Source organism: Mesorhizobium onobrychidis (assembly GCF_024707545.1).
GTDB lineage: Bacteria > Pseudomonadota > Alphaproteobacteria > Rhizobiales > Rhizobiaceae > Mesorhizobium > Mesorhizobium onobrychidis.
In genome coordinates this window covers 5492418-5513123 of the sequence record NZ_CP062229.1, presented here as the reverse complement: position 1 = coordinate 5513123, position 20706 = coordinate 5492418, and the positions used below count along the sequence as shown (strand labels likewise).

Here is a 20706-nt window from a genome sequence, read left to right as displayed (position 1 = left end):
TTTACTCCTGAACCTTGTCGTCGTCGGATAATGCCTGGTTGGCGATCTTGCCGAGAAGCGGCTCGTTGTTCAGAAGTTGCGCGATGCGCTTTTCGGCGTCGACACGGCCGTCCATGAAACCGAGCAGCTCCTCGAGCTGACGACGCATCTTGAGGATCTCGGCCAATTGCGGGACTTGCTCGGCGATCTTGTCCGGGGCGAAATCGCCCATTTTGGTGAAGGTGAGATCGAGTGCAAGCTCTTCGTCCCGCTCGGCGCCCTCAGCCTGAGGCAACGTATTCTTCACACGGGCTTTGACGCGCGGCCCGAGCGCCTCCATGAAACGGGGGAAGCGGTTGGCGTCGGTCTCGACAAAGGAGCGGTCCAGTACCGATTTCATCGCTTCCCTGGTCTGTGAAGCGCCGGAAAGGTCGGCCATCACGCCCATGACGAACGGCAATTCGATCGTCGTCGGGCTGCCGTAGGTTTCCACGTCATAGGCGATCTGCACGCGCGGTGCGCGATTTCGTTCGATGACCTTCGCTTTACTTTCGGCTGCCATGGCTTGTTACCTTTCATCCTTCTGAGCCGTCTTCTTGGCATCGGGAACGCCGGCAAGAAGCCGGAATTCCTTCAGCCCCGACGGGGCGAGATCTTCCATCAGTTCAACAAAATCCATATGCACCATCCGGCGCACGCGGCGGGCAAGGTGCGGGATCGGGCTCGACGGTTCGGTGCGGTCATAGAAGGCGACGACGAGGTCGAGGCATTTCACGACGTCGTCGCGCGAGGAAATCCGATCAGGGAGCCCCGTGCTCGGTTCCGCGTAACTTGCCATACTTGCCATCGTATCGGCTCCATTACCGTTTCGAACAGGCGTTGCTGGTTCTGCAGGCGCCGAAACAGGCTTTGCGGCGCCATTCGCGGTGGCGCCGGCGGCCGAGTTTCGTTCGAGGGTCGTCAGCAAACGCTGCAGAAACCGCTTTAATTCTGGAACGGTGGCGCCGCTGCCCTCGATGCGGGCATTGAGGGCGGTCTCCACCGCCTCGAGCGCCGCGATCGCGGCGCGCGCATTGGCAAAGAGCGACGTCATCTCCGCGCCGGCCTGATCGATCTGTGCGACGCATGCGCTGCGCACCCGGTTCACCAATTGGCTGTGCGCGCTCGCCAGAGCCGCCTTTTCGGTCGCGTTCAGTCCCGAGGCCGCTTCCTGAAGCATGACACGCTCGTCGAGCGCGCCCTTCTCCAGATCCTCGCCGAGGATCGGGCCGATTGCACGCGGCGCGAAAAACGTCATTTTCCGCAAATCCTTGAGCAGGCCATCCTGACTGTTCTGGAGGTCAGTCAGCGCATTGATGCGGCGCAGTGCGGCGTCGCGCGGCGTAGCACCGGACCGCAGGGCCGGGTGCATGGTTGCCCAGTGCTGATCGAAGGTCTGCGCTATGAGGGTCAGGCCCTCAGCCAGCCCGGCCAGCCGATACTCGTTGGCCAGAGCACGCGTAACGATGACGAGGAGGCGCAGGTCCCGGCCGTGTGGACGCAGCTCTTCGGCCTTGGTGAGCACGGTGGACCAGTCGATCGGAACGGCAACTTCTAACTTGGCGTTCCCTTGATACTCGACCTTTTTCTGCTGTTCCGTCAGACGCTCCAGCTCATGAAAGGCTGGATCGTTGCGCAAATCTTCCCCTGACGGATTTTCACCGTCCAGCGGATTCAGCCAGAGTGCGAGATCAATCACACCAACCCCCAGCAAGCGGCCCTTGTGCCGTGCGTAACGCAACGTTACCACACCGCGACACTTTACCACAATTTAGTTGCTGCTCAATCTTAATGGGAGCTTGCAAGCCGGGTCCCGGAGCCCGAAATCGGTGGCGCGATTGTCGAACCCTGTATGTGAATCTATCGCAAAGAGGCGGGCATTATATGGCTGTTTGTAGCCGATGGCGTGGGCTTTTGCTGGGACGGAAGAAGTCGACTGAATCGAGCACCCGGTCGCCCCGTCCATAACGCTCTTTGTCAAGTCGCTGCTTATGTGGCAGTTTATTGGCTGGCAGATTGGAGGAGCAGGTTCGATGGAACAGCGCCGGTCGTCGCAGAGCTTCAAACGCAAGGAACTGGTCGGCAAGCTCAACCCTGTCTGTTTGCGCGCCTTCAAGGCTGCGGCAGACACCGCCAAACTGCGCGGCAATCCCTACGTCGAGCTCGTTCACTTCGTCGAGCAACTGGTGCTTTCCGAGCGCTCGGATGTTCAACTGATACTGGCAGACGCCGGGGTGGATGCGAGCCGGCTCACGGCCGATATGACCCGCGCCGTCGACAAGCTGCCTTATGGCGCCACTTCAATCGAGGAATTTTCCGATCATATCTTTCACGCCATCCAGGAAGCCTGGAGCCTGGCGGGGCTGGAATTCAGCGTCGAGGAAGTCCGCAGTGCGCATATTCTGCTCGCCTGCCTGAAGACGCCGGTGCTGGAAGGGCTGCTGTCAAAGATCAGCAGCGAATTCGACAAGATCGATGCGCAGGCCGTCATCGCGCGTTTCGCAGATGTCATGGAGGGTTCACTCGAAGCTGGCGCCTCGACTGCGGTTCCCGCCTCCGAAACACCGCGGCGGGCTCCGGGCGGGGATTCGGCGCTGGCGAAGTATGCAACCGACCTGACCCAGCGCGCCCTCGACGGCAAGATCGATCCGGTCGTCGGGCGCGATCCCGAGATCAGGCAGATCGTCGATATCCTGATGCGACGCCGGCAAAACAACCCAATCCTGACCGGCGAGGCCGGGGTCGGCAAAACCGCGGTCGTCGAGGGCTTTGCGTTGCGCATTGCCGAGGGCGACGTGCCGCCGACGCTGCAGGGCGTCAGCGTGCGCATGCTCGATGTCGGCCTGATGCAGGCGGGCGCAAGCGTAAAGGGCGAATTCGAAAAACGGCTGAAGGCGGTCATTGACGAGGTGCAATCCTCCGAAACGCCGGTCATCCTCTTCATTGACGAAGCGCACACCTTGATCGGCGCCGGCGGCGCGGCAGGAACCGGCGATGCCGCCAATCTGCTGAAGCCGGCGCTGGCGCGCGGTGAGCTTCGCACGATCGCGGCAACAACCTGGGCCGAGTACAAGCAGCATATCGAGAAGGATCCGGCGCTCACTCGCCGTTTCCAGGTCGTCAAGATAGACGAGCCGTCGGAAGCGGTGGCTGTCCTCATGCTGCGTGGCGTCGCCGGTGTCCTCGAGCAGCATCACAAGGTGCAGATACTCGATGAGGCGATCGAGGCGGCGGTCAGCCTGTCCCACCGCTACATCCCGGCGCGGCAACTGCCCGACAAGGCCGTGAGCCTGCTCGACACCGCCTGCGCCCGCGTCGCCATTTCGCAGCATGCCACCCCTGCCGAGGTGGAGGACATTATGCGCCGCCGCCAGGCGCTGGAGGTCGAGGGCGGCATCATCGGCCGCGAGGCAGCGATCGGCATCGACGTGGCCGACCGGCAAGCTCGGGTCGAAACGGGGCTTGCCGAGACCGAACTCACGCTTGCTGCCGCGCAGCAACGCTGGGATCGGGAAAAGGCGCTGGTTGGCGAGATACTCGAATTACGCGCCAGGCTGCGCGGCGAGGGTGTGCCGCTCGATGCGGTGGAGACTCCGGAGGTCGCCGAAACCGCAGGCGCCGACGTGCCCGAGATCGAAACGCCAGAGATCGAAACACCTGAAACCGATGCGGATCAAACGGCCACTGCCGGTTCTTCTCCACCCGATCCGGCTGCCGATCTCGCGCGGCTGCGGGAACTGATGGCTGAACTGGCGCAAGCGCAGGGCGAGACGCCGCTGATCCTGCCGTCGGTCGACCGCAACGCCGTGGCGGCCGTGGTACAGGACTGGACCGGCATCCCCACTGGCCGGATGCTGTCGAGCCAGACCGAAAAGGCACTGCGGCTTGCCGCCACTCTGTCCGAACGCGTAGTCGGTCAGGATCACGCCATGGAAATGATTGCCAAGCGCGTGCAGACCAGCCGGGCCGGGCTCGGCGCGCCCGAAAAACCGGTGGGGGTTTTTCTGCTCTGCGGTCCCTCGGGCGTCGGCAAGACCGAAACCGCGCTGGCCCTGGCCGAGACGCTCTATGGCGGCGAGCAGAACCTCATTTCGATCAATATGTCCGAATTCCAGGAGGCGCACACGGTCTCTACCTTGAAGGGCGCGCCGCCCGGATATGTCGGCTACGGCAAGGGCGGCATCCTGACCGAGGCGGTCCGGCGCAAGCCCTATTCGGTGATCCTGCTTGACGAGGTCGAGAAGGCGCATCCGGACGTGCATGAAATCTTCTTCCAGGTCTTTGACAAGGGGATGATGGACGACAGTGAAGGCCGGCGGATCGATTTCAAAAACACGCTGATCCTGCTCACCTCGAACGTTGGCTCCGAAGTCATCATGGACCGGACCAGTAGCGGCACCGTACGGGCGGGGCTCGACGATCTCGACACAGCGTTACGCGCCCCGCTGTTGAAGGTTTTTCCCGCGGCCTTCCTTGGCCGGGTGGTAACCATCCCCTACTACCCGCTCTCGGACACGATGATCGAGGCAATCACCCGCCATCAGTTCGCCAAGATCGCCCGCCGGCTGCGTTCAAGCAACGATGCCGAGTTGGTGATCGGTGACGGTGTCATGGATCTGGTCAAGGCCCGCTGCACCGAGATCGAATCCGGCGGGCGAATGATCGACGCCATTTTGACAAACACGCTTCTGCCGGAATTGAGCCGCGGCGTGCTGAACCGGTCGCTCGAGGGCGAAAAGATGACGAAGGTTACTGTCGGAGCTTCCGAAGGAGGTTTCACCTATTCCTTCGAATAGCTCAGCAGCAATTCTGTAGCTCCAGTGCTTGGTACCGGAGCCGTAGGACCGTCTGGAGTGGAGGGGGGCCATTTACTGAGCCGTCTCAAAACGCTGTCGCGAACCGTGTCTCACGCCGTACTATACTGACCAAGCCAACCTGCACTACTTCGCAGTTAGGGGAATTGCTTCACCGCTGCGGACACACAGCATGTTGACCTGCGGGAGTTGCCAGTCCGGATCAGAGCGACGAGTGTCTTTCACCCAGAGGATGGATCTGGAAGATTGTGCATCGTCATGCCGATCCGATAACGACGGCTCAGCCGGCCGATTCGGTATTCCGCCGATAGACGCGGTTGCGGTTTGGGAAAGCGGTTCGATCTCGCAAACCCTTGCTGCAGCGCGGGATGCCCAAGGTCTTCTCCCATTTCCCGTTGCCCTTTCCCGGCACACCAGCGAAGTCGCAGGCATTCCGTGCTCCGGCCAAAGCGGGCCCAAGGTGCATCAAAAAGGATGGAGGGTAGTATCGGCACCTCGAAATCCCGCATCTACAGGCCGCGCCCGATACCAAACTAGCCGCGAAGCCTGAGGAACAAGTCTCGCGCATTGAACAGGTCAGAGCGCACCAGCACAAAGAGAGCCGTACCATAGACAGAGGCTCCAAGGACAATTGCGCCAATAAGGAGCGTCTCCTGGGCGGCGTGCTCAGGCGCGCTGCGTAGCCACGCGCTGACGGCGCCGAACATCAGGAGGGCGGCGAGAGCCAGTCGTGGGAAGATCTCAAGGGGTCTCAGCACGTCGATACGCGCGATGCGCTGAGCGTAGAAGAGGAAGATTGGTAGGAGGACCAGGCTGCAGGCTACGAGCGCCACCATTGTCATCTCAAGGCTGATCTGCGCAGTGACGGACAACAGCATCGTTGCGACAACAGAGTAGGCTATGTTCAACTTCAGGATCAACCTGGAGTGACCCATTGCAAGGATCGTAAACGCGCAGAGGCTGTCAATCGTGCGTTGCAGGCCCAGCAGCATGAGAATCTGGACAGCGACGACCCCGCTGGCCCATTGCGGGCCGAAGATAAAGGGAACCGCGATCGGTGCGATCGCGGCAAATCCTATGAACGCAGGAAATCCCGCTATCCCGGCCATGCGGACGGTCGTGTTGAAGAAACGGTCGATCTTTTCGGGTTGATCTTGAATCCGTGCCACGGTGGGCATAGTGACAGCCATCAGCGGACTGAGGAATACTTGCACCAGAAGGTCGAGCGGACGACGGGCGAGAGCATAGACTCCGACCGCATGGGGGCCGAGGAACGTACCGAGTAGGACCTTTGGAATTTCCTCGTTCAAAAAACTCCAAAAAGTCTGGACGATAAGCGGGCCGCCAAATCCTAATAGGTCACGAACCTTTGCATAGGAGAAGGTCAGACCGGGCCGCCAAGAACTGCCAAGGAGAAGGACAGCGGTTTCCACAGCCGCTTTTGCAAGGTGCATCCAAATCATGCTCCATACGCCGAAACCGGCTATTGCCAAGACGATGCCGAGTGTGCCGCCGACGACGGTGCCGGCAAGTGTACGCAACGCGAACAAGCGGAACTCGAGTTGGCGCTTCAACACAGCCGCAGGTACCGACGAGAGGGCCTGAATTACGACGACCACGCTGCTCCAGCGGATGAGATCTTCGAGAATGGGCTGTCCGAACGCTGCAGCAATCAAACCGGCAGACATCCAGATGAGCCCGCTAATCACCGCGCCGGTCGCGGTGAGAAGCCAGAAAGCCGAGTCAAAGTGTAAGGGCTCAATTTTAGGATGCTGGATGAGTGCCTCCGGTATTCCGATCGTGACCGGAACAGCAAGAATGACGGGTACAACCATGGAGAGGGCGGCGAGGCCGAATGCTTCAGGTCCGAGATGCCTGGCCAATACGACAAAAACGGCAAACATGGCTGCTTGCCGACCCCATGTTTCGACTGCTGCCCAGGCTGCGCCGCTGACAATCTTCGCGCCGATCGATGTCATCGCACGTCTCTTTGCCCGTTGGCAGACAGGCCTGCGACTTTCGATCGCGCAGCCAAGGCTTTCCGTCTTCGTCTCACGGCTGCGCCGCTAGCGATCTGGGCTGGTCTACGTGAATAAAAAGGAGAGCCGTCGACCTCTCTCCAGCTATCGTTTGTCGAGCTGGAACCTCGCGAACGCAGAGCCGTCGCGGGACACGGACGGCGTTTCGCGTGCTTGCTCGTCATTCTATTCCACCCCCCACAAGCACCCATGGCTGAGGATACCGTGGTTGGAGAGGAAGGGTGGCTGCATCCAGTTCTTATTGGTCATAGGCAGCTCCTCTGGAGATCCTCTTTGTAGCGCAATCAAATTAGGCGGTGTTACGGCTGATATCCTGATGTCATCGCGGCGGGCGCGTTGCTGGGATTGGAATTCGTTCGAGTGCATCGTGCCAAACCTTACGCCGGAGCGTGGGAACGTAAACGTCCCCAAACGGCGTATGTCTGTTTGGTGCAGCCTGATTACCGATTGACCATCCCGCGTTCCACACGCCCACCCGCGCAGGCGATCAAGAAGCGGGCTTAGCAGCTGTCTCGGTCCGCTCGGCGGTGACCTTTCCAGGCTATATCCCTGCTCGACATCTCTTTCAGCGCACGCCAGTCACGCAGCGTGGCGTTTCACATCCCCGGGTTGCGGCGTGGACCGTCAAGCTGCCGTTCAAGGGAATGTAATCGCTGAACCAGCGCTTGATGTACTCGCCCTTGTATCCGAGCGCGATGGCAAAGTCGCGATGGCCGTAGCGGCGGTAGTGCATCATGATGTGCCACAGCATCGGCATCGGACCGATCTCGACCATCGGCTTGGGACGGCTCTCTGTTTCCTCGGCCAGCAGTGGCACAAATCCCCCGCGAGGATACCCACTTTCATAAAGTCTTCCCCGCCAGCAAACACGGGTCTCGAACGCCCGTGAGTTCTGTTACCATGGGCGATCCGCGTTCAACAACGCGAGCGAACGGATGATGGAAGCGCACCAATGTGGACCATTAGGCGGACCTTCAGCACCATGCTTGATAGTCAATTGCGACTGCGACTTAGGCCGTTTGAGATAGGCGACTGGTCAGCGTCGGCTGTCATTGTTGCGCCCCATCCGGATGACGAGACGCTGGGTTGCGGTGGCGTTGCGGCCAAAAAGATTGCCTCGGGCGCCCAGGTCCGTTTTGTTTTCGTCACCGATGGCGCCGCGTCTCATCGCCACCTTATGCATCCTGAAACCTTGCGGGCGACACGCGAGGCCGAAGCCATAGAAGCAGTTCATCGTCTGGGCGCATCATCCGAAAGTGTTACATTCTTACGCCTTCCAGACGGGGCGGCCAATCATCACGTTCATGAGATAACAGATGCGGTCGTGTCGATGCTCAACTCATGGCGGCCGCAGAGCGTTTTCGTGAACCATGCAAAGGATCCGACTTCCGATCATGTCGCCGTCAATGCAGCAGTTCGCGCGGCGCTTCGTGCCTATGGTCGCCCTGTCACGGTATTCGAGTATCCAGTCTGGTATTGGTACCATTGGCCATGGACAAGTCTGTGGGGCGATTTGCCGAATATGTGGCGTGTTACTTTGCGGCAGACGATCAAGACGGCGGCAGGGCTGCGGGCGCCGTCCACGCTCAATAGCCTCGCCTATGTTGGCGATGTTATCGGCGTAAAGCGTGAAGCGCTGGCGGCGCATGCGTCGCAGATGCAGCGCCTGGAGAACCAAGATGAATGGCGGACGCTGTCGGACTTGTCGGGGGGAGATTTCGTCGGGCGGTTGCTGGCCGACTACGAAATGTTCACACGCTACGAAATCAACATTTAGCATGTTCGGCCGCCTGATCGCGGTCCTGATGATCGGGTACACCCTCGCAAGTTGCGAGGCCGCTCAGGGACAGGGACCTGCCGAAGAAATTCTAGAGTCGGGTCTTGTTTTTGAACGCAAAGAGATTGCCCCCTATTCAGGAGACGTAAAGCTTGTTGGCGATATAGACGGCGATAGTCGACTAGATTTCGTTCTTGGCGGCTTCCCTGAGGATGCGATGTCTTGGTGGCGGTGGCCCGATCTGGTTCACACCGTAATCGCGAGGCCCCGCGTCGAGTTCACCACCGACGGCGTGCTTGCCGACATCGATGGGGACGGTGATCCCGACATCGTCACGGCCGATGGGCCCGATGCTGTCAATCTCGTCTGGTTCGAGAACCCGCGGCCGAATGGTAACCCGACCCACGGTCCCAGCTGGAAGCGTCGGGAAATCGGTGCAGTCGGCAGCTGGGGCAAAGACATCAAGGCGGCTGATTTCGACGGGGACGGCCTCGTTGATATCGTCGTTCGGGCGCCTGGCGAAGTGATGATTTTCTTCCAAGAAAGCCCCAGCTCCTGGACCCGCGTGGGCTTGTTCTTCTTCAACCTTGGCGAAGAGGGAATGGCAATCGGTGATATTGACGGCGATGCTGATGTCGATCTCGTCCTGCACGGAGTATGGGCGTCGAATCCAGGCGCAGCGGCAGCACGCGATGCAGCACTATGGCGCAGCTACGAGCTTGGTCCGTTCAATCCTGCATTCAAGGCGCTCGTCACCGACCTTGACCAGGACGGCCGCGCCGACATTCTGACTTCAAGTTCCGAGCACACTGACGACGTCGCCTGGTTCCAGCCGCTCGCCGGACCGACGGGCCGCTGGATCCGCCATGTCATTCAGCCTTCTGTCGCGGGCGCCCATACGCTGCAGGCAGCCGACATGGACGGAGACGGGGACAACGATGTCGTGGTCGGGCAGATGCATACGACCGAGGAGCGCAAACTCGCGATCCATTACAATATCGACGGGCGAGGAACGCGCTGGGCCCGTCAAGTGATCGACGATGTGGGTCTCCACAACGGCGTCGTCGCCGATGTCGACAGGGACGGCGATTTTGACATCTATGGGGCGAACTGGGTGGGCAACCCGCCTGTCAGAGTGTGGATCAATCGGCTGGATCCGCCTGCATCGGTCCGCCTCGACCGCTGGACCTATCATCGCATCACGAACGGGCACGTCCGCTCCTTTGGGATCGCTTTTTCCGCCATGGATGGTGATGATCTCACTGACATCATCTCGGGTCCGTTCTGGTACCGTCAACCGTCCGAAGCCTGGAACACAGAATGGGAACGGACCCCGCTTGCCGAGGGTGTGGACGCGGTCGCAGCCCTGGATCTCGATGGTGACGGGCGCGGGGAGGTCATAGCACAGCGCGGCGGAGGCAGGGCGCTGCACCTGGTGTGGCTCCATGCCGAGGACATTGAAGCGCGCCGCTTTGAAGAGCACGGGATCGGAGAGGTTCCCGCCGCCAGTCATGAGCTCGGCTCTCAGGGCCATGCGCTAGCCCAGGTCGTAAAAGGTGGGAAGCCGGAGCTGGCGGTCTCGAGTGGCGGTGGGGTTTTCTATTTTCAGAGTCCTGACGATCCAACAGTCGAGCCATGGCCGCGCACCCGCATCTGCGCCGAAGCGTCTGATGAAGGGATCGCATTCGCCGATATCGATGGCGACGGTCTACTTGACCTTGTCGCCACGACCGGCGATGCAAAGACGGTCGCATGGTGGCGCAATCCAGGTGACGGCTCGCCAGACTGGGAGCTTCGGCATGTTGGAAAAGTTCCTGAAATGGTCTATCCCGACCGCGTCGCGGCCGCCGATCTTGATGGCGATGGACGTGCGGACATCGTCGTGACCGAGGAAAATGGCAAAGCCGACAGCGCTAAGGCGTATTGGTGGCACAACCCCGGCGACAGCTCCTCCGACTGGGAGCAACACGAAATCACCTCGCGCGGTTCCCTTAATAGCCTTTCAGTGTCCGATATGACTGGGGACGGCAGGCCGGATCTTATCATGGGCGAGCATCGCGGCGCACTTCGCCTCTCGAGCTGGCATAATCTGGGTGGGGGACGGTTCATCGAGCAGCTGGTCGGCGAAGGGATGGAAAGCCATCTGGGAGCAAGGACGGTCGACCTCGACGGTGACGGGGATCTCGACATCGTGTCGATCGCATGGGACGCATTCGAAGCGATCCATGTCTGGCGGAATGACGCGGTCGGCGAGGATGCTGATGGCGACCAAAAGGCCCGCTGACGGGGAGGGGTGAGCATCGGCCGGCGCCGCATGAACCGTAGCGACCTCGTCCGGCACCACCTGTCTACACCGCTGCGCGGGCGCTCATGCCTCGACGCTCAAGTCCGGGAAAAATGCGATGCGCTGAATGAATTCAACCGCTCGACGTATTAAACCATTCGACGTTGTCGATAGCAGGTTGACCAAGCCAGTGCGCAAGCCGGGCCGCTTATGCCTTTACGACGTTGTCGGTGCGTGACTGACTACGCGCACAAGCATTTCTGGTATCGAGCACCAGCTTTGCGTGCTTGGTGATGTTCTGCCAATCAATCGCATCATGATCTGTCGAGATGACAACGGCATCATACGATGCCAAACTGCTAGCGCAGATATCCACAGAGGAGCGACCTGCCAGGGTGGCGTACTCTCTTGTTCCGGGTATTTCCGGTACATAGGGGTCGTGGTAATCAACGACTGCCCCGCGTCGCTCCATGATGTCGATCAGCTTCAACGATGGGCTTTCTCGTGTGTCACCCACGTTTTTCTTGTAGGACATCCCGATCACCAAGATCCGCGAACCGCTCAGGCCGCGGCTGGCTCGCTGGTCCAACGCCTCCACAAGGCGGGCGACCACATAATGCGGCATGTTCGTGTTGATTTCACCGGCAAGTTCGATGAAGCGCGTTGTTACTTCGTACTCTCTTGCCTTCCATGTCAGGTAGAATGGGTCGATCGGGATGCAGTGCCCGCCGAGGCCTGGGCCTGGATAAAACGCCATATATCCGAACGGCTTGGTCTTGGCGGCTTCGATCACCTCCCAGACGTCGATGCCCATCCTGTCAAAAATCACCTTTAGCTCATTGACCAACGCAATGTTCACAGAGCGAAATATGTTCTCGGTCAGCTTCACAGCCTCTGCCGTTGCGGTGGAGGCCACGGGAACGGTTTGCACGATGATCTGGTCGTACAGTTCCTTGGCAACCTGTAGGGACGATGGGTCGTCGGCGCCTATCACCTTTGCAACTGTGGCGGTGGTGTGTACGTCGTTGCCTGGGTCCACCCGTTCGGGCGAATAGGCGAGAAAAAAGTCCTTTCCTAGAGAAAGATTCGTCGCCTCGAGCAGCGGCTGCACGACCTCTCGCGTCGTTCCTGGCCAGGTCGTCGACTCCAGAACGACAAGTTGACCAGGGCGCAGCCGCTCCGCGATCGCACGTGCGCTGTTTTCGACGAACGACAGGTTCGGCTCCCGGTTTTTGGTAAGCGGCGTTGGCACCGCTATCAAGATCGCGTCGGGTTCGCTTAGGTCGGCGAAATCGCTGGTGGCGCGAAACCGCTTGCTGTCGACAGCCACTTTGATGGCAGCACCAGGCAAATGATCTATGCCGGTTTCTCCGCGGTTAAGAAGTGCAACCCGAGACGCGTCGATGTCGAAACCGATGACTTTGAACCCCGCGTCCAGCGAGATCATGGCGAGCGGCAAACCAACGTAGCCGAGGCCCATGATGCCAATGGTGTAGTCCCGCGTTCGGATGCGGTTAACCAGTTCCTGAAGGTCTGGAGCAGTCTGCATGAGATGCTGGCAACTTTCGCTTCAATGTCGACAATAAAGGATCGCCTCAATTACCGCGGGGAAGCAGTTCACAGCAATCAGCAAAATGTATGCGCTTAGCCAACCCCAGAGCTGAAAATAGCATGGATTGCACCATTGGGAGAACAGCCAAAGTGCTTACCCCAAGCCACGTTGTCAAATAAATCTTGCGCTGCCACATTTAACTTTCAAGCGACGTCCTAAAGGATCTGGGAGCCACCTTCGCTCGCGAGATCGAAGATGCCGCGTTTGGCGAAGGGACGCACATTGCGTCAGTCGATTAAACTGTTCGGTTGAGGTGGGCATTATGACGCAATCGATCCTGGTAACTGGTGGAGCGGGCAATATCGGCAGTGCCCTCACTCGCGCGTTGGTCAAGCTACCTCAGACCCAGGTGGTCGTCGCTGACAACCTGTCGACCGGAAGTCGAGACAAGGTACAAATAGACGCGGGCAATCTGACCGTGGTAAAGGCGGATGCGAACGATTTCGACGACATCTCATCGTTGTTCTACCGCTTCCATTTCACCCACGTCTTCCATTTCGCAGCCGTGGTCGGTGTGCAGCGGACTTTGGCAAATCCGTTGCTCGTGCTGCGCGACATCACCGGTATCGAGAACGTGCTGAGGCTATGCAAGAACACCGGCGCCGAGCGTGTCTACTTCGCTTCGTCATCGGAGGTGTATGGCGAGCCTTTCGAGTTTCCTCAAAACGAGAGCACCACGCCGCTTAACTCACGTCTGCCGTATGCAGTGGTGAAGAATCTTGGAGAGGTCTATCTGCGCACTTTTCAGCGTGAGTTTGGACTGCCATTTACCATTTTTCGCTTCTTCAACACCTACGGACCACGTCAGAGCGAGGATTTCGTTCTGCCGCGATTTGTGCGTGCAGCCCAGCGCGGCGAGCCCCTGACGATTTACGGGGACGGTTCTCAGACCCGCACCTTCTGCTATGTCGACGACACGGTTGACGCTTGCATCGCGGTTCATCGAACGCGCGCGCACGAGAACGAAGTGATCAACGTTGGCAGCGACGTGGAAATGAGCATTCGACAGCTGGCCGAGTTTGTCATCGAAGTGCTGGGCTCGTCATCGAAGTTGGAATTCCGACCGCCCCTTGCGGAGGGCGACATGACGCGCCGCTGTCCTGACACGAACAAGATGAAGGCTATATTGAACCGTCCCCTGGTGCCGCTCGAAGAGGGCATTCGCCGCCTCGCCGACCACCTCTCCCGACCGGAAGACCGCCCTGCACTTAGAAGAGTCGCCTGAACGAGCTGACGGTGGGGAGTGACATGAAGCTCGTATACGTCGGTCAGCCGTACGATAGACTTTTTCCGCCTGTTCAAAACTCAATCGGTCTGATCGTCTACAATACGGCGCTGCGGCTCGGCGAGGGCCTGCAGATTACGCTCTATGGCAAGCATTATCGAGACGACACGGTGCCCGCGGACCTGCCGTTCGCGGTGCGGCGGGCTGCGGCGCGGCGTGACCGCGCGCTGCAGCGGATCATCCACCAGTTTCCGCGCCTGGCGCGCTGGCTGCGGCTGGATCGGAAGGCCGATGACCACTCGCAATATCGTAACAAGGTTCGTCGCTACCTCGCCGTCGATCAACCAGATATCGTCCATTTGATGAATTACTGGGCATGGTGCCGGGAACTGAAGGCAGCCAGCTCATCTCATCGGCTCGTGCTTGAGATGCAGTGTGAGTGGCTGTCACAGCGTGACCGCGATCAGGTGGCCCGTCAGCTCAAGGTGGTGGATGCGGTGGTCGCCGTCAGCGACCACATCGCAAGGACCTTTCGTTCTGCATTCCCGGACTATCCTGGCGTCGTTGCCACTGTCGGTAATGGCGTGGACGTTTCTTACTTTCGGCCGAGCGAGCAGCGGGCTTCCGCATCCACCAGAACCCGACGTGTCATCCTGTTCGTTGGGCGGGTGTCGCCAGAGAAGGGGCTTCACACACTGATCGAGGCCTTCAGTGAGGTTGCGGCCAGGTTCGCGGACGTGGAACTTCGGATCGCAGGGCCGCATTCTCCGCTTCCGGCGGATTTCCTGACCAGCCTCTCGTCGGATCCGCGGGTTACCGCGTTGAGCCGTTTCTACGATCGCTGGGGCAATTGCAAATATCGGGAACACTTAGAGGAACTCATCGAGAGCCACGGGTTACGTGATCGAGTTCACTTCGTGGGCAACGTGCCCCACAAGGACCTCGTAGCGACGTACCATGAGGCCGACATTGTGGTGAATCCGTCACTCAGCGAGAGCTTCGGAATATCGGTCGTGGAGGGCATGGCCTGCGGGATACCGGTGGTGGGAACGCGCGTGGGCGGGATGTGTGAATCCATTCTAGCTGGCAGCACCGGGATGCTGGTCGAAGTCGATGCTCCTGGCGAGCTCGCTCAGGCATTGATCACGATGCTGGAGGATACGGTCCGGGCAAGCGAAATGGGAAGCGAAGGGCGCAATCGTGCCGTCGAGCTGTATTCGTGGGAGGCGCGCGCAGAACGGCTCAAGTCCGTCTATCAGAAACTGCGCCCAGGCACGCCGGTCCATGTTTCCACAAAGATCGTGAGCCATTGAGCCTTGGCGGTGGGCGGCGATCGCCAAGTGCCTCGCAGCTTGTAGGCCGATGTGATGCGCATGCGGCGACCCTCAGCGTAGCGCTCAACCCGGTGAGCGTATCGGTCTACGGCCAACCCATGTCGGATTGAATGGGCCCGTCAGGCCCGCCGTTCTCTTCCCTAACGGCCGTCAGGTGCACCCAGCCCAAAGGGCGGAGTGAAGGAGGCCGAGTGAACCTGGCTGTAACGCTCCGCAATCTGTTCTCCAAATCGCAACGCATTGCTGGTGGCGAGGCGGGTGGCCTCAGGATCGTAACGCGAGCGGCGACCCAGATTTTGCGCGGGGCGCCTACGAGCCGCCGGTCCAGCAGCCACTTGCATCGAACCTGAACGCAGGTGACGTATGTCTACGACATCGATTGCGCCGCGCCCGCGTGGGGGCGGCAGGGCGCGTCTACGCATTTGAACCGGTGCCGCAAAGCGCTGCCGCGATTGAGCAGAGCGCTCGGCCCAACAGGTTCGACACCATCTGTGTGTTCGCCGAAGCGGTCGGTCCTAAGTGCGCACCGCCCACAGGTGATCTATGAGCTCGACGACGCCAGGCGCGAGGGCTTCAGCGCAAGGCCCGGGCGATCGCGTCGTTTATGGCATCGATGGACTATGGGTAACCATTCTGCCCGCCTCCTACGCCAATGGGAACTGGCACGTCGAGCATGTGCTGGCGGTCCGGCGAGCGAAACCGCGTCTATCCGACGGGCGGAGCCGTCGGCTTCGACCGAGGTCGTCTTGAAACATGGGCACCGGCCCAACGACAGCCGAATTATGCAGTGCGGAGGATCGGCAGCCGCATATGGATCGCGCGTTTCTCAACAAGATGCCAGCTGAGAAAGCCCGCGCAGACTGCTATAGGCAAGGTCAAGATCGTTAGCTGCATAGGCGTGATTGCCGGAACATACATGATCAGTAGCTTCTGAATCGGCCATGCGTAGAGATACACGCCGTACGATATATCATTCCTTCGGTTAATCGAATTTAAGACGCTGCTCTCGTTTAGAAACGCCAAATACAGGAGCAGATAACCTCCAAACACGCCCACTGCGAGGGGCGCTAGCCGTTCCGAGCACATCCCGCCTATGAGAAGGATACAGCACAAAAGCGCTACCCGATTGCTCCTCCTCACATTCTCCTTGAGCAGCTGAAACAACGCCCCAATGGAAAATATCATCGTAAAACGTACGGCATCGTCCACGTTACCGATGGGCTCAAAGTTTCCAAGATCGTAGCGAAAGTAGACACCTTGCGAAATGGAACTAACCAGGATTATTGCCAGTGAAACTGACATGATCGAAAAGACAAGCGTGGCGCGACCGAGACAGAATACCACGACTGCCACAAGCACATAACAGCGAAACTCGTATGCAATAGTCCATAGTGATCCATTAACATCTGGTGCATGGGACCCGGCAAACGCCGATCCTACCTGCGCCGGGTTCAGCAAGAGCGCCATTTTGGAAAGCTTAGCCGCCCACTGGCTCGGAGATAGTTCATCAAAGTCACCACCTCCCAGCCAAAATACCAGACTAATGCTGATCAAGTATGCCACAACAAATCCCGGAACGATACGAAGTACACGTCTGGACATGAAGGCGTAGATGCTGCTTCGCATAGCGCTGTCGAGCACGAGGAAGCCACTAATGAAGAAGAAGCCGTAAACAGCCACCTGGCCGGAGGTCAACGTACCGAAGATGTTCTTCAGAACCTCACGATTCGAGTTCCCATCTATAAGTTCCGGCGAGTGGGATATAATAACAAGCGACGCAAAGAGTAGCCGGAAGAAGCTTAGAGCGTTGGGCCTTCGTAAGTCGAAATCACTCATTTGATAGCCTTCGAGAAGTGATCTCTTGCGTTGCGCATTGCGATCTCAGCAAGGAGACCCGTTTTTGGGCAGAGCGCGTCAAAGTGAGTTTAGAGGCCGCCGACGGGGATTGTAAGTTCGTCCTTTGAGAGCCGAATTCATCCTTTCGAAGGTACGTGCCTCACGACCTAGTGGATTGATTCCAACGTTTGGAACCCGCGGTTTCGGGCGGCGACGATGTCATCGGGGTTGGCTTTCCAGATGAATGGTCGCGGGTTCTCGGCATTGTATTCGCGGATGAAGCGGTTGATGGCGGCCTGAAGATCGACAACGGAATGGAAGACGCCGTGCTTGAGCCTGCGCCGGGTGAGTTTGGCGAAGAAGCCCTCGACGGCGTTGAGCCAGGAGCAGGATGTTGGGGTGAAATGGAAGGTCCAGCGCGGGTGGCGGTCGAGCCAGGCGCGGACCTTGTCTTTTTTGTGCGCGGCGAAATTGTCGAGTATCACATGGATTGCCTGTCTGCCGGCACCTCGCGCTCGATGCGGTTGAGGAAGCGGATGAACTCCTGATGGCGGTGGCGCTGCATGTTCTGCGCGATGACCGTGCCGTCCAGCACGTTGACGGCAGCGAAGAGCGTGGTTGTGCCGTGCCGCTTGTAGTCGTGTGATGGCCGAAATCGGCGCAAAGCAACTCATTACTCTGTTCCTGCGCTTGAGCGGAAAAGCGGGAATGCCACTTTGCAGGAAAACGGTTGAAGCTGATTAGAGCTTGACCAACTCCGGAATATCATGCTGTTTTGGATCCATGGATCCAAAATCGATTTTTAGCGAGCTGCAAGACGAGATTGAGTCAGGTGAATTGGCACCAGGTTCGGTTCTCAAGCAGGAATCGATCGCCGAGCGTTTCGGAGTGAGCCGCCAGCCAGTCAGACAGGCCCTGGACCGCTTGCTCGGAAGTGGCTTGGTCGTGCGGCGACCCGATCGAAGCCTGGCAGTGGCGATCCTCTCAGAACGGGAGGCGACCGAACTTTGCGAACTTCGGGCCATTTTGGAGGTCGCTGCCTTGGAGCAGTCGCTGCCGGGGCTTCAGCCTTCCGCCTTGCGTAAGGCTGAGAGGCTCAACGACGAGCTGTTCGCGGAGTACGATCCGTCGCAGATTCTGGAGCTCGACCAACGGTTTCACCTCGCCCTGTACAGCGGTTGCTCGAACACTCGATTGCTTAAGGCCGTCGGAGACCTTCGACGAGAATCCCGGCGGTCAACCCTTCACCAAGGGCGTGGCGCCCAGGAGCGAATCGATTTCTTCGAGGAACACGCGGCGATCGTTGCCGCTTGTACGAGGCGCGATCTCGACGCTGCGGCGCAGCATCTTCGCTGCCATCTGACCCAGACGACTGCAAGACTTCTTTCCATTCCGACAAAGGATCAATCATGAAAATGACCGTCGAAGTGCACTGGGAGCGAGAAGGAGCGGTATTCACCGACAAGCGCTACAGCCGCGCACACATCTGGCGCTTCGACGGAGGCCAAGTGGTGCCGGCATCCGCTTCGCCGCATATCGTTCCGCTTCCTTATTCAGTGGAGGCCAACGTCGACCCAGAGGAGGCTTACATCGCGGCGATTTCCAGCTGCCACATGTTGACCTTTCTCTCGATCGCGGCGCCCCAGGGGATCGTCGTGGACAGTTATACCGACAAGGCGGTCGGCATGATGGAGAAGGTGGACGGACGATTAGTGGTCAGCCGCGTTGATCTCAATCCGACCATTGTCTACGCCGGGGAAACGCCAACCGCCGCAACAGAAGCGGAACTGCACCACTCGGCGCATGAACAGTGCTTCATTGCCAATTCCGTGAAGACGGAAATCCAGGTCGTCACTTGAGAGGCATTCGGCGGCATGGCCACCTGCTCAAAAGCCCACTAGTTGGGCGTCCGCTGCTTAAGCACATTGGCTATCCTTAGTTTCGCTTCCCCGGTGTCTGCGAGTTGTGTCCGCATTGGGTCAGCATTGCTGCCGTTCACAATGCGGACAATGAAGGTCACCGATGGGTCATGGGCGTGAGTTCGACTGAGCGGAAGCGAACTTCCGCTTTGGGTCGGCGGACTATCGTCGTGAGTTGACCCGAAGCCGCCCTTCATCAGCCCATTTCGCTGCCCGATAGCCGACGCTCACCGCAACCAGCGTTACTGACCCAAACCTGACCTTGCGCTGTTGGGGGCATTGAGCAGCGTGGCGACAATCCCGCAGTCCGCTGACGCCGCAAATGCCGGGTGGGTGACAAACAGGGACGAGATGCGACGGCCGTTACAAACGCGCCGCCGGGATGTTCTGGTTCCCCGAGAATACGTTGTCGGGATCGTAAGCCGCCTTCAATTCTGACAGCCGCGTCCAGTTCACGCCATAGGCGGCGCGAACTCGGGCCGGCCCCTCGTCTCCGAGGTTGTTGACATAGACGCCCCCGGTCGAGAATGGCGCAAGTGCTGCGCACATGTCGCGGACCCAGGCGGCATGCGCAGCATCTTCTGCGGGATCGTCCCAAATTGCGACCGGGAAGCAGTCGAACTGTGCGTCGCGGTTTACATAGGCTGTCGCGCCGACCGGCACGCGGGAGATGGCGCCGCCAACCTGCTGGAACACCGTCAAGGCACCGGATGAGGACGCTCGCGGGTAGTGGTCTAGCAGCACGTCGATCGCTTCGTCCGGGAGGTCGCGCATGAACTGCGCCTTCCAGAAGTAGCGCCGCCCCTTGGGAAAGGTGGCATCGCCTCCTGTCTGCACCTGCCGGTAGGGCAGCCTTGCCACACGCGGCTGCGCGCCCAGCTTCTCGGCCCCGCTGAGAAGCGGTGCCAGCATCCGCCGCGCCCGTTCCGTGGGTCCGACATGGAAGACCGAGATGCCGAACATACGCTCGCCGTTCAATGTGAATAGTGCCCCGTCTATGTTCAAATCGTCCGGCGCGGTGACCGCGAAATTCCAGAACAATCGGACCGCCTCGCGCGCGCGGAGCCATGGAAAAGCGATCGAACCCGACACCACCTCCGTGCCGATCGGGTGCAGCTGGTACTCAAATGCGGTAACGATTCCAAAGTTGCCGCCGCCGCCTCTGAGACCCCAGAAGAGGTCCGCATTCTCTTCGGCGGAAACGCGCAGTACCTGCCCGCCGGCGGTGACGACCTCGGCCGAGATCAGGTTGTCACAGGCCAACCCGAACCGTCGCCCCAGCTTGCCGAAACCTCCGCCCAGCGTCAGCCCGGCGATCCCGGTGGTTCCATTCACCCCCATGGTGGTGGCCAGCCCTAAGGTCTGCGTCGCGCCGTCGAACTCGGCCAGGGTTAGGCCCGCATCGGACAGGATCGTGCGGCGGCGTTCGTCGATCACGCGGCTCTTCATGCGCGACAGGTCGATCACAAGGCCGCCCTCGGCGACCGCTTTCCCAGCGACGTTGTGTCCGCCACTGCGGACCGAGACGGGCAGGTTCGCCTCCCGTGCCTCGCACAGGGACGCCACGACGTCCGGAGTGCAGAGGCAATACGCGATGGCTGCGGGGTGCTTGTCGACCGCTCCGTTCCAGACGCGGCGCGACTGCTCGTAGGCCGCATCGCCCGGCAGCACCAACTCGCCCTTAAGCCGGCCTGCTAGCCGTGCGATACCGCCGCTGTCGAAGTCTTTGGTCATCGCTATTTCCTCCGCTTTCGGAGCCGATAGTTGGCGGCGCGGGCATCAAAATCGAAGAAATCAGGTTGGGCAAGGCGGCCGGACAATCTACTCGCGCAACGGCCGAACGCCCGA

At 59.7% G+C, this 20706-nt stretch carries 14 protein-coding genes and 1 pseudogene; 7 read left to right on the top strand and 8 right to left on the bottom strand.

Annotated features, from left to right (window positions below):
• Position 1 precedes the first annotated feature (1 nt).
• Together tssB and tssA are read right to left on the bottom strand one after the other, a co-directional pair.
• Positions 2-541, bottom strand: a complete 540-nt coding sequence (gene tssB, locus IHQ72_RS27420; RefSeq protein WP_023801313.1) for a type VI secretion system contractile sheath small subunit — start codon at positions 539-541, stop codon at positions 2-4.
• 6 nt (positions 542-547) lie between these two features.
• On the bottom strand, positions 548-1717 hold the full coding sequence (gene tssA / locus IHQ72_RS27415; protein ID WP_258118486.1) for a type VI secretion system protein TssA: 1170 nt from the start codon (positions 1715-1717) through the stop codon (positions 548-550).
• A gap of 334 nt (positions 1718-2051) precedes the next feature.
• Between tssA and tssH the strand changes: the two genes are divergently transcribed.
• Positions 2052-4814 carry a type VI secretion system ATPase TssH gene (gene tssH / locus IHQ72_RS27410; protein WP_258118484.1) on the top strand — a complete coding sequence of 921 codons (2763 nt, stop codon included), beginning with the start codon at positions 2052-2054 and terminating at the stop codon, positions 4812-4814.
• Between the two features lie 551 nt (positions 4815-5365).
• Here tssH and IHQ72_RS27405 read toward each other — a convergent pair.
• Both IHQ72_RS27405 and IHQ72_RS27400 read right to left on the bottom strand, forming a co-directional pair.
• Positions 5366-6811, bottom strand: coding sequence for a lipopolysaccharide biosynthesis protein (locus IHQ72_RS27405; RefSeq protein WP_258118483.1), 1446 nt, complete (start codon positions 6809-6811; stop codon positions 5366-5368).
• Positions 6812-7436: 625 nt separating this feature from the next.
• The gene (locus tag IHQ72_RS27400) at positions 7437-7688 is read right to left on the bottom strand and encodes a glycosyltransferase family protein (RefSeq protein WP_258118482.1); all 252 of its coding nucleotides are present in this window, start codon (positions 7686-7688) and stop codon (positions 7437-7439) included.
• 135 nt (positions 7689-7823) lie between these two features.
• Between IHQ72_RS27400 and IHQ72_RS27395 the strand changes: the two genes are divergently transcribed.
• Entirely contained in the window at positions 7824-8648 is an 825-nt protein-coding gene (locus IHQ72_RS27395; protein ID WP_258118480.1) for a PIG-L deacetylase family protein, read from the top strand.
• 1 nt (position 8649) lies between these two features.
• Positions 8650-10932, top strand: a complete 2283-nt coding sequence (locus IHQ72_RS27390) for an FG-GAP repeat domain-containing protein (RefSeq protein WP_258118478.1) — start codon at positions 8650-8652, stop codon at positions 10930-10932.
• Positions 10933-11140: 208 nt separating this feature from the next.
• Here IHQ72_RS27390 and IHQ72_RS27385 read toward each other — a convergent pair whose 3' ends face one another.
• The gene (locus IHQ72_RS27385) at positions 11141-12481 is read right to left on the bottom strand and encodes a nucleotide sugar dehydrogenase (RefSeq protein WP_258118476.1); all 1341 of its coding nucleotides are present in this window, start codon (positions 12479-12481) and stop codon (positions 11141-11143) included.
• Between the two features lie 325 nt (positions 12482-12806).
• Here IHQ72_RS27385 and IHQ72_RS27380 point away from each other — a divergent pair, with 325 nt between their 5' ends.
• Both IHQ72_RS27380 and IHQ72_RS27375 read left to right on the top strand, forming a co-directional pair.
• Positions 12807-13769, top strand: coding sequence for an NAD-dependent epimerase/dehydratase family protein (locus IHQ72_RS27380; RefSeq protein ID WP_258118473.1), 963 nt, complete (start codon positions 12807-12809; stop codon positions 13767-13769).
• A 23-nt stretch (positions 13770-13792) separates the two neighbouring features.
• Positions 13793-15082, top strand: a complete 1290-nt coding sequence (locus IHQ72_RS27375; protein WP_258118471.1) for a glycosyltransferase family 4 protein — start codon at positions 13793-13795, stop codon at positions 15080-15082.
• An 801-nt stretch (positions 15083-15883) separates the two neighbouring features.
• Here the strand turns inward: IHQ72_RS27375 and IHQ72_RS27370 are convergent.
• Both IHQ72_RS27370 and IHQ72_RS27365 read right to left on the bottom strand, forming a co-directional pair.
• Positions 15884-16939, bottom strand: a complete 1056-nt coding sequence (locus IHQ72_RS27370; protein WP_258118469.1) for an acyltransferase family protein — start codon at positions 16937-16939, stop codon at positions 15884-15886.
• 167 nt (positions 16940-17106) lie between these two features.
• Positions 17107-17585 (bottom strand): annotated as a pseudogene (locus tag IHQ72_RS27365) (IS630 family transposase); the annotation flags it as partial.
• Between the two features lie 137 nt (positions 17586-17722).
• Between IHQ72_RS27365 and IHQ72_RS27360 the strand changes: the two are divergent.
• On the top strand, positions 17723-18352 hold the full coding sequence (locus tag IHQ72_RS27360; protein WP_258118468.1) for a GntR family transcriptional regulator: 630 nt from the start codon (positions 17723-17725) through the stop codon (positions 18350-18352).
• Positions 18349-18798 (top strand): OsmC family protein, encoded by a 450-nt coding sequence (locus tag IHQ72_RS27355; RefSeq protein ID WP_258118467.1) that lies wholly within the window; start codon positions 18349-18351, stop codon positions 18796-18798. The genes IHQ72_RS27360 and IHQ72_RS27355 overlap by 4 nt, the downstream gene beginning before the upstream one ends.
• A 423-nt stretch (positions 18799-19221) precedes the next feature.
• Here the strand turns inward: IHQ72_RS27355 and IHQ72_RS27350 are convergent, their stop codons facing one another.
• Complete coding sequence (locus IHQ72_RS27350; RefSeq protein WP_258118466.1) at positions 19222-20592, bottom strand: FAD-binding oxidoreductase; 1371 nt, start codon at positions 20590-20592, stop codon at positions 19222-19224.
• Positions 20593-20706: the final 114 nt, after the last annotated feature.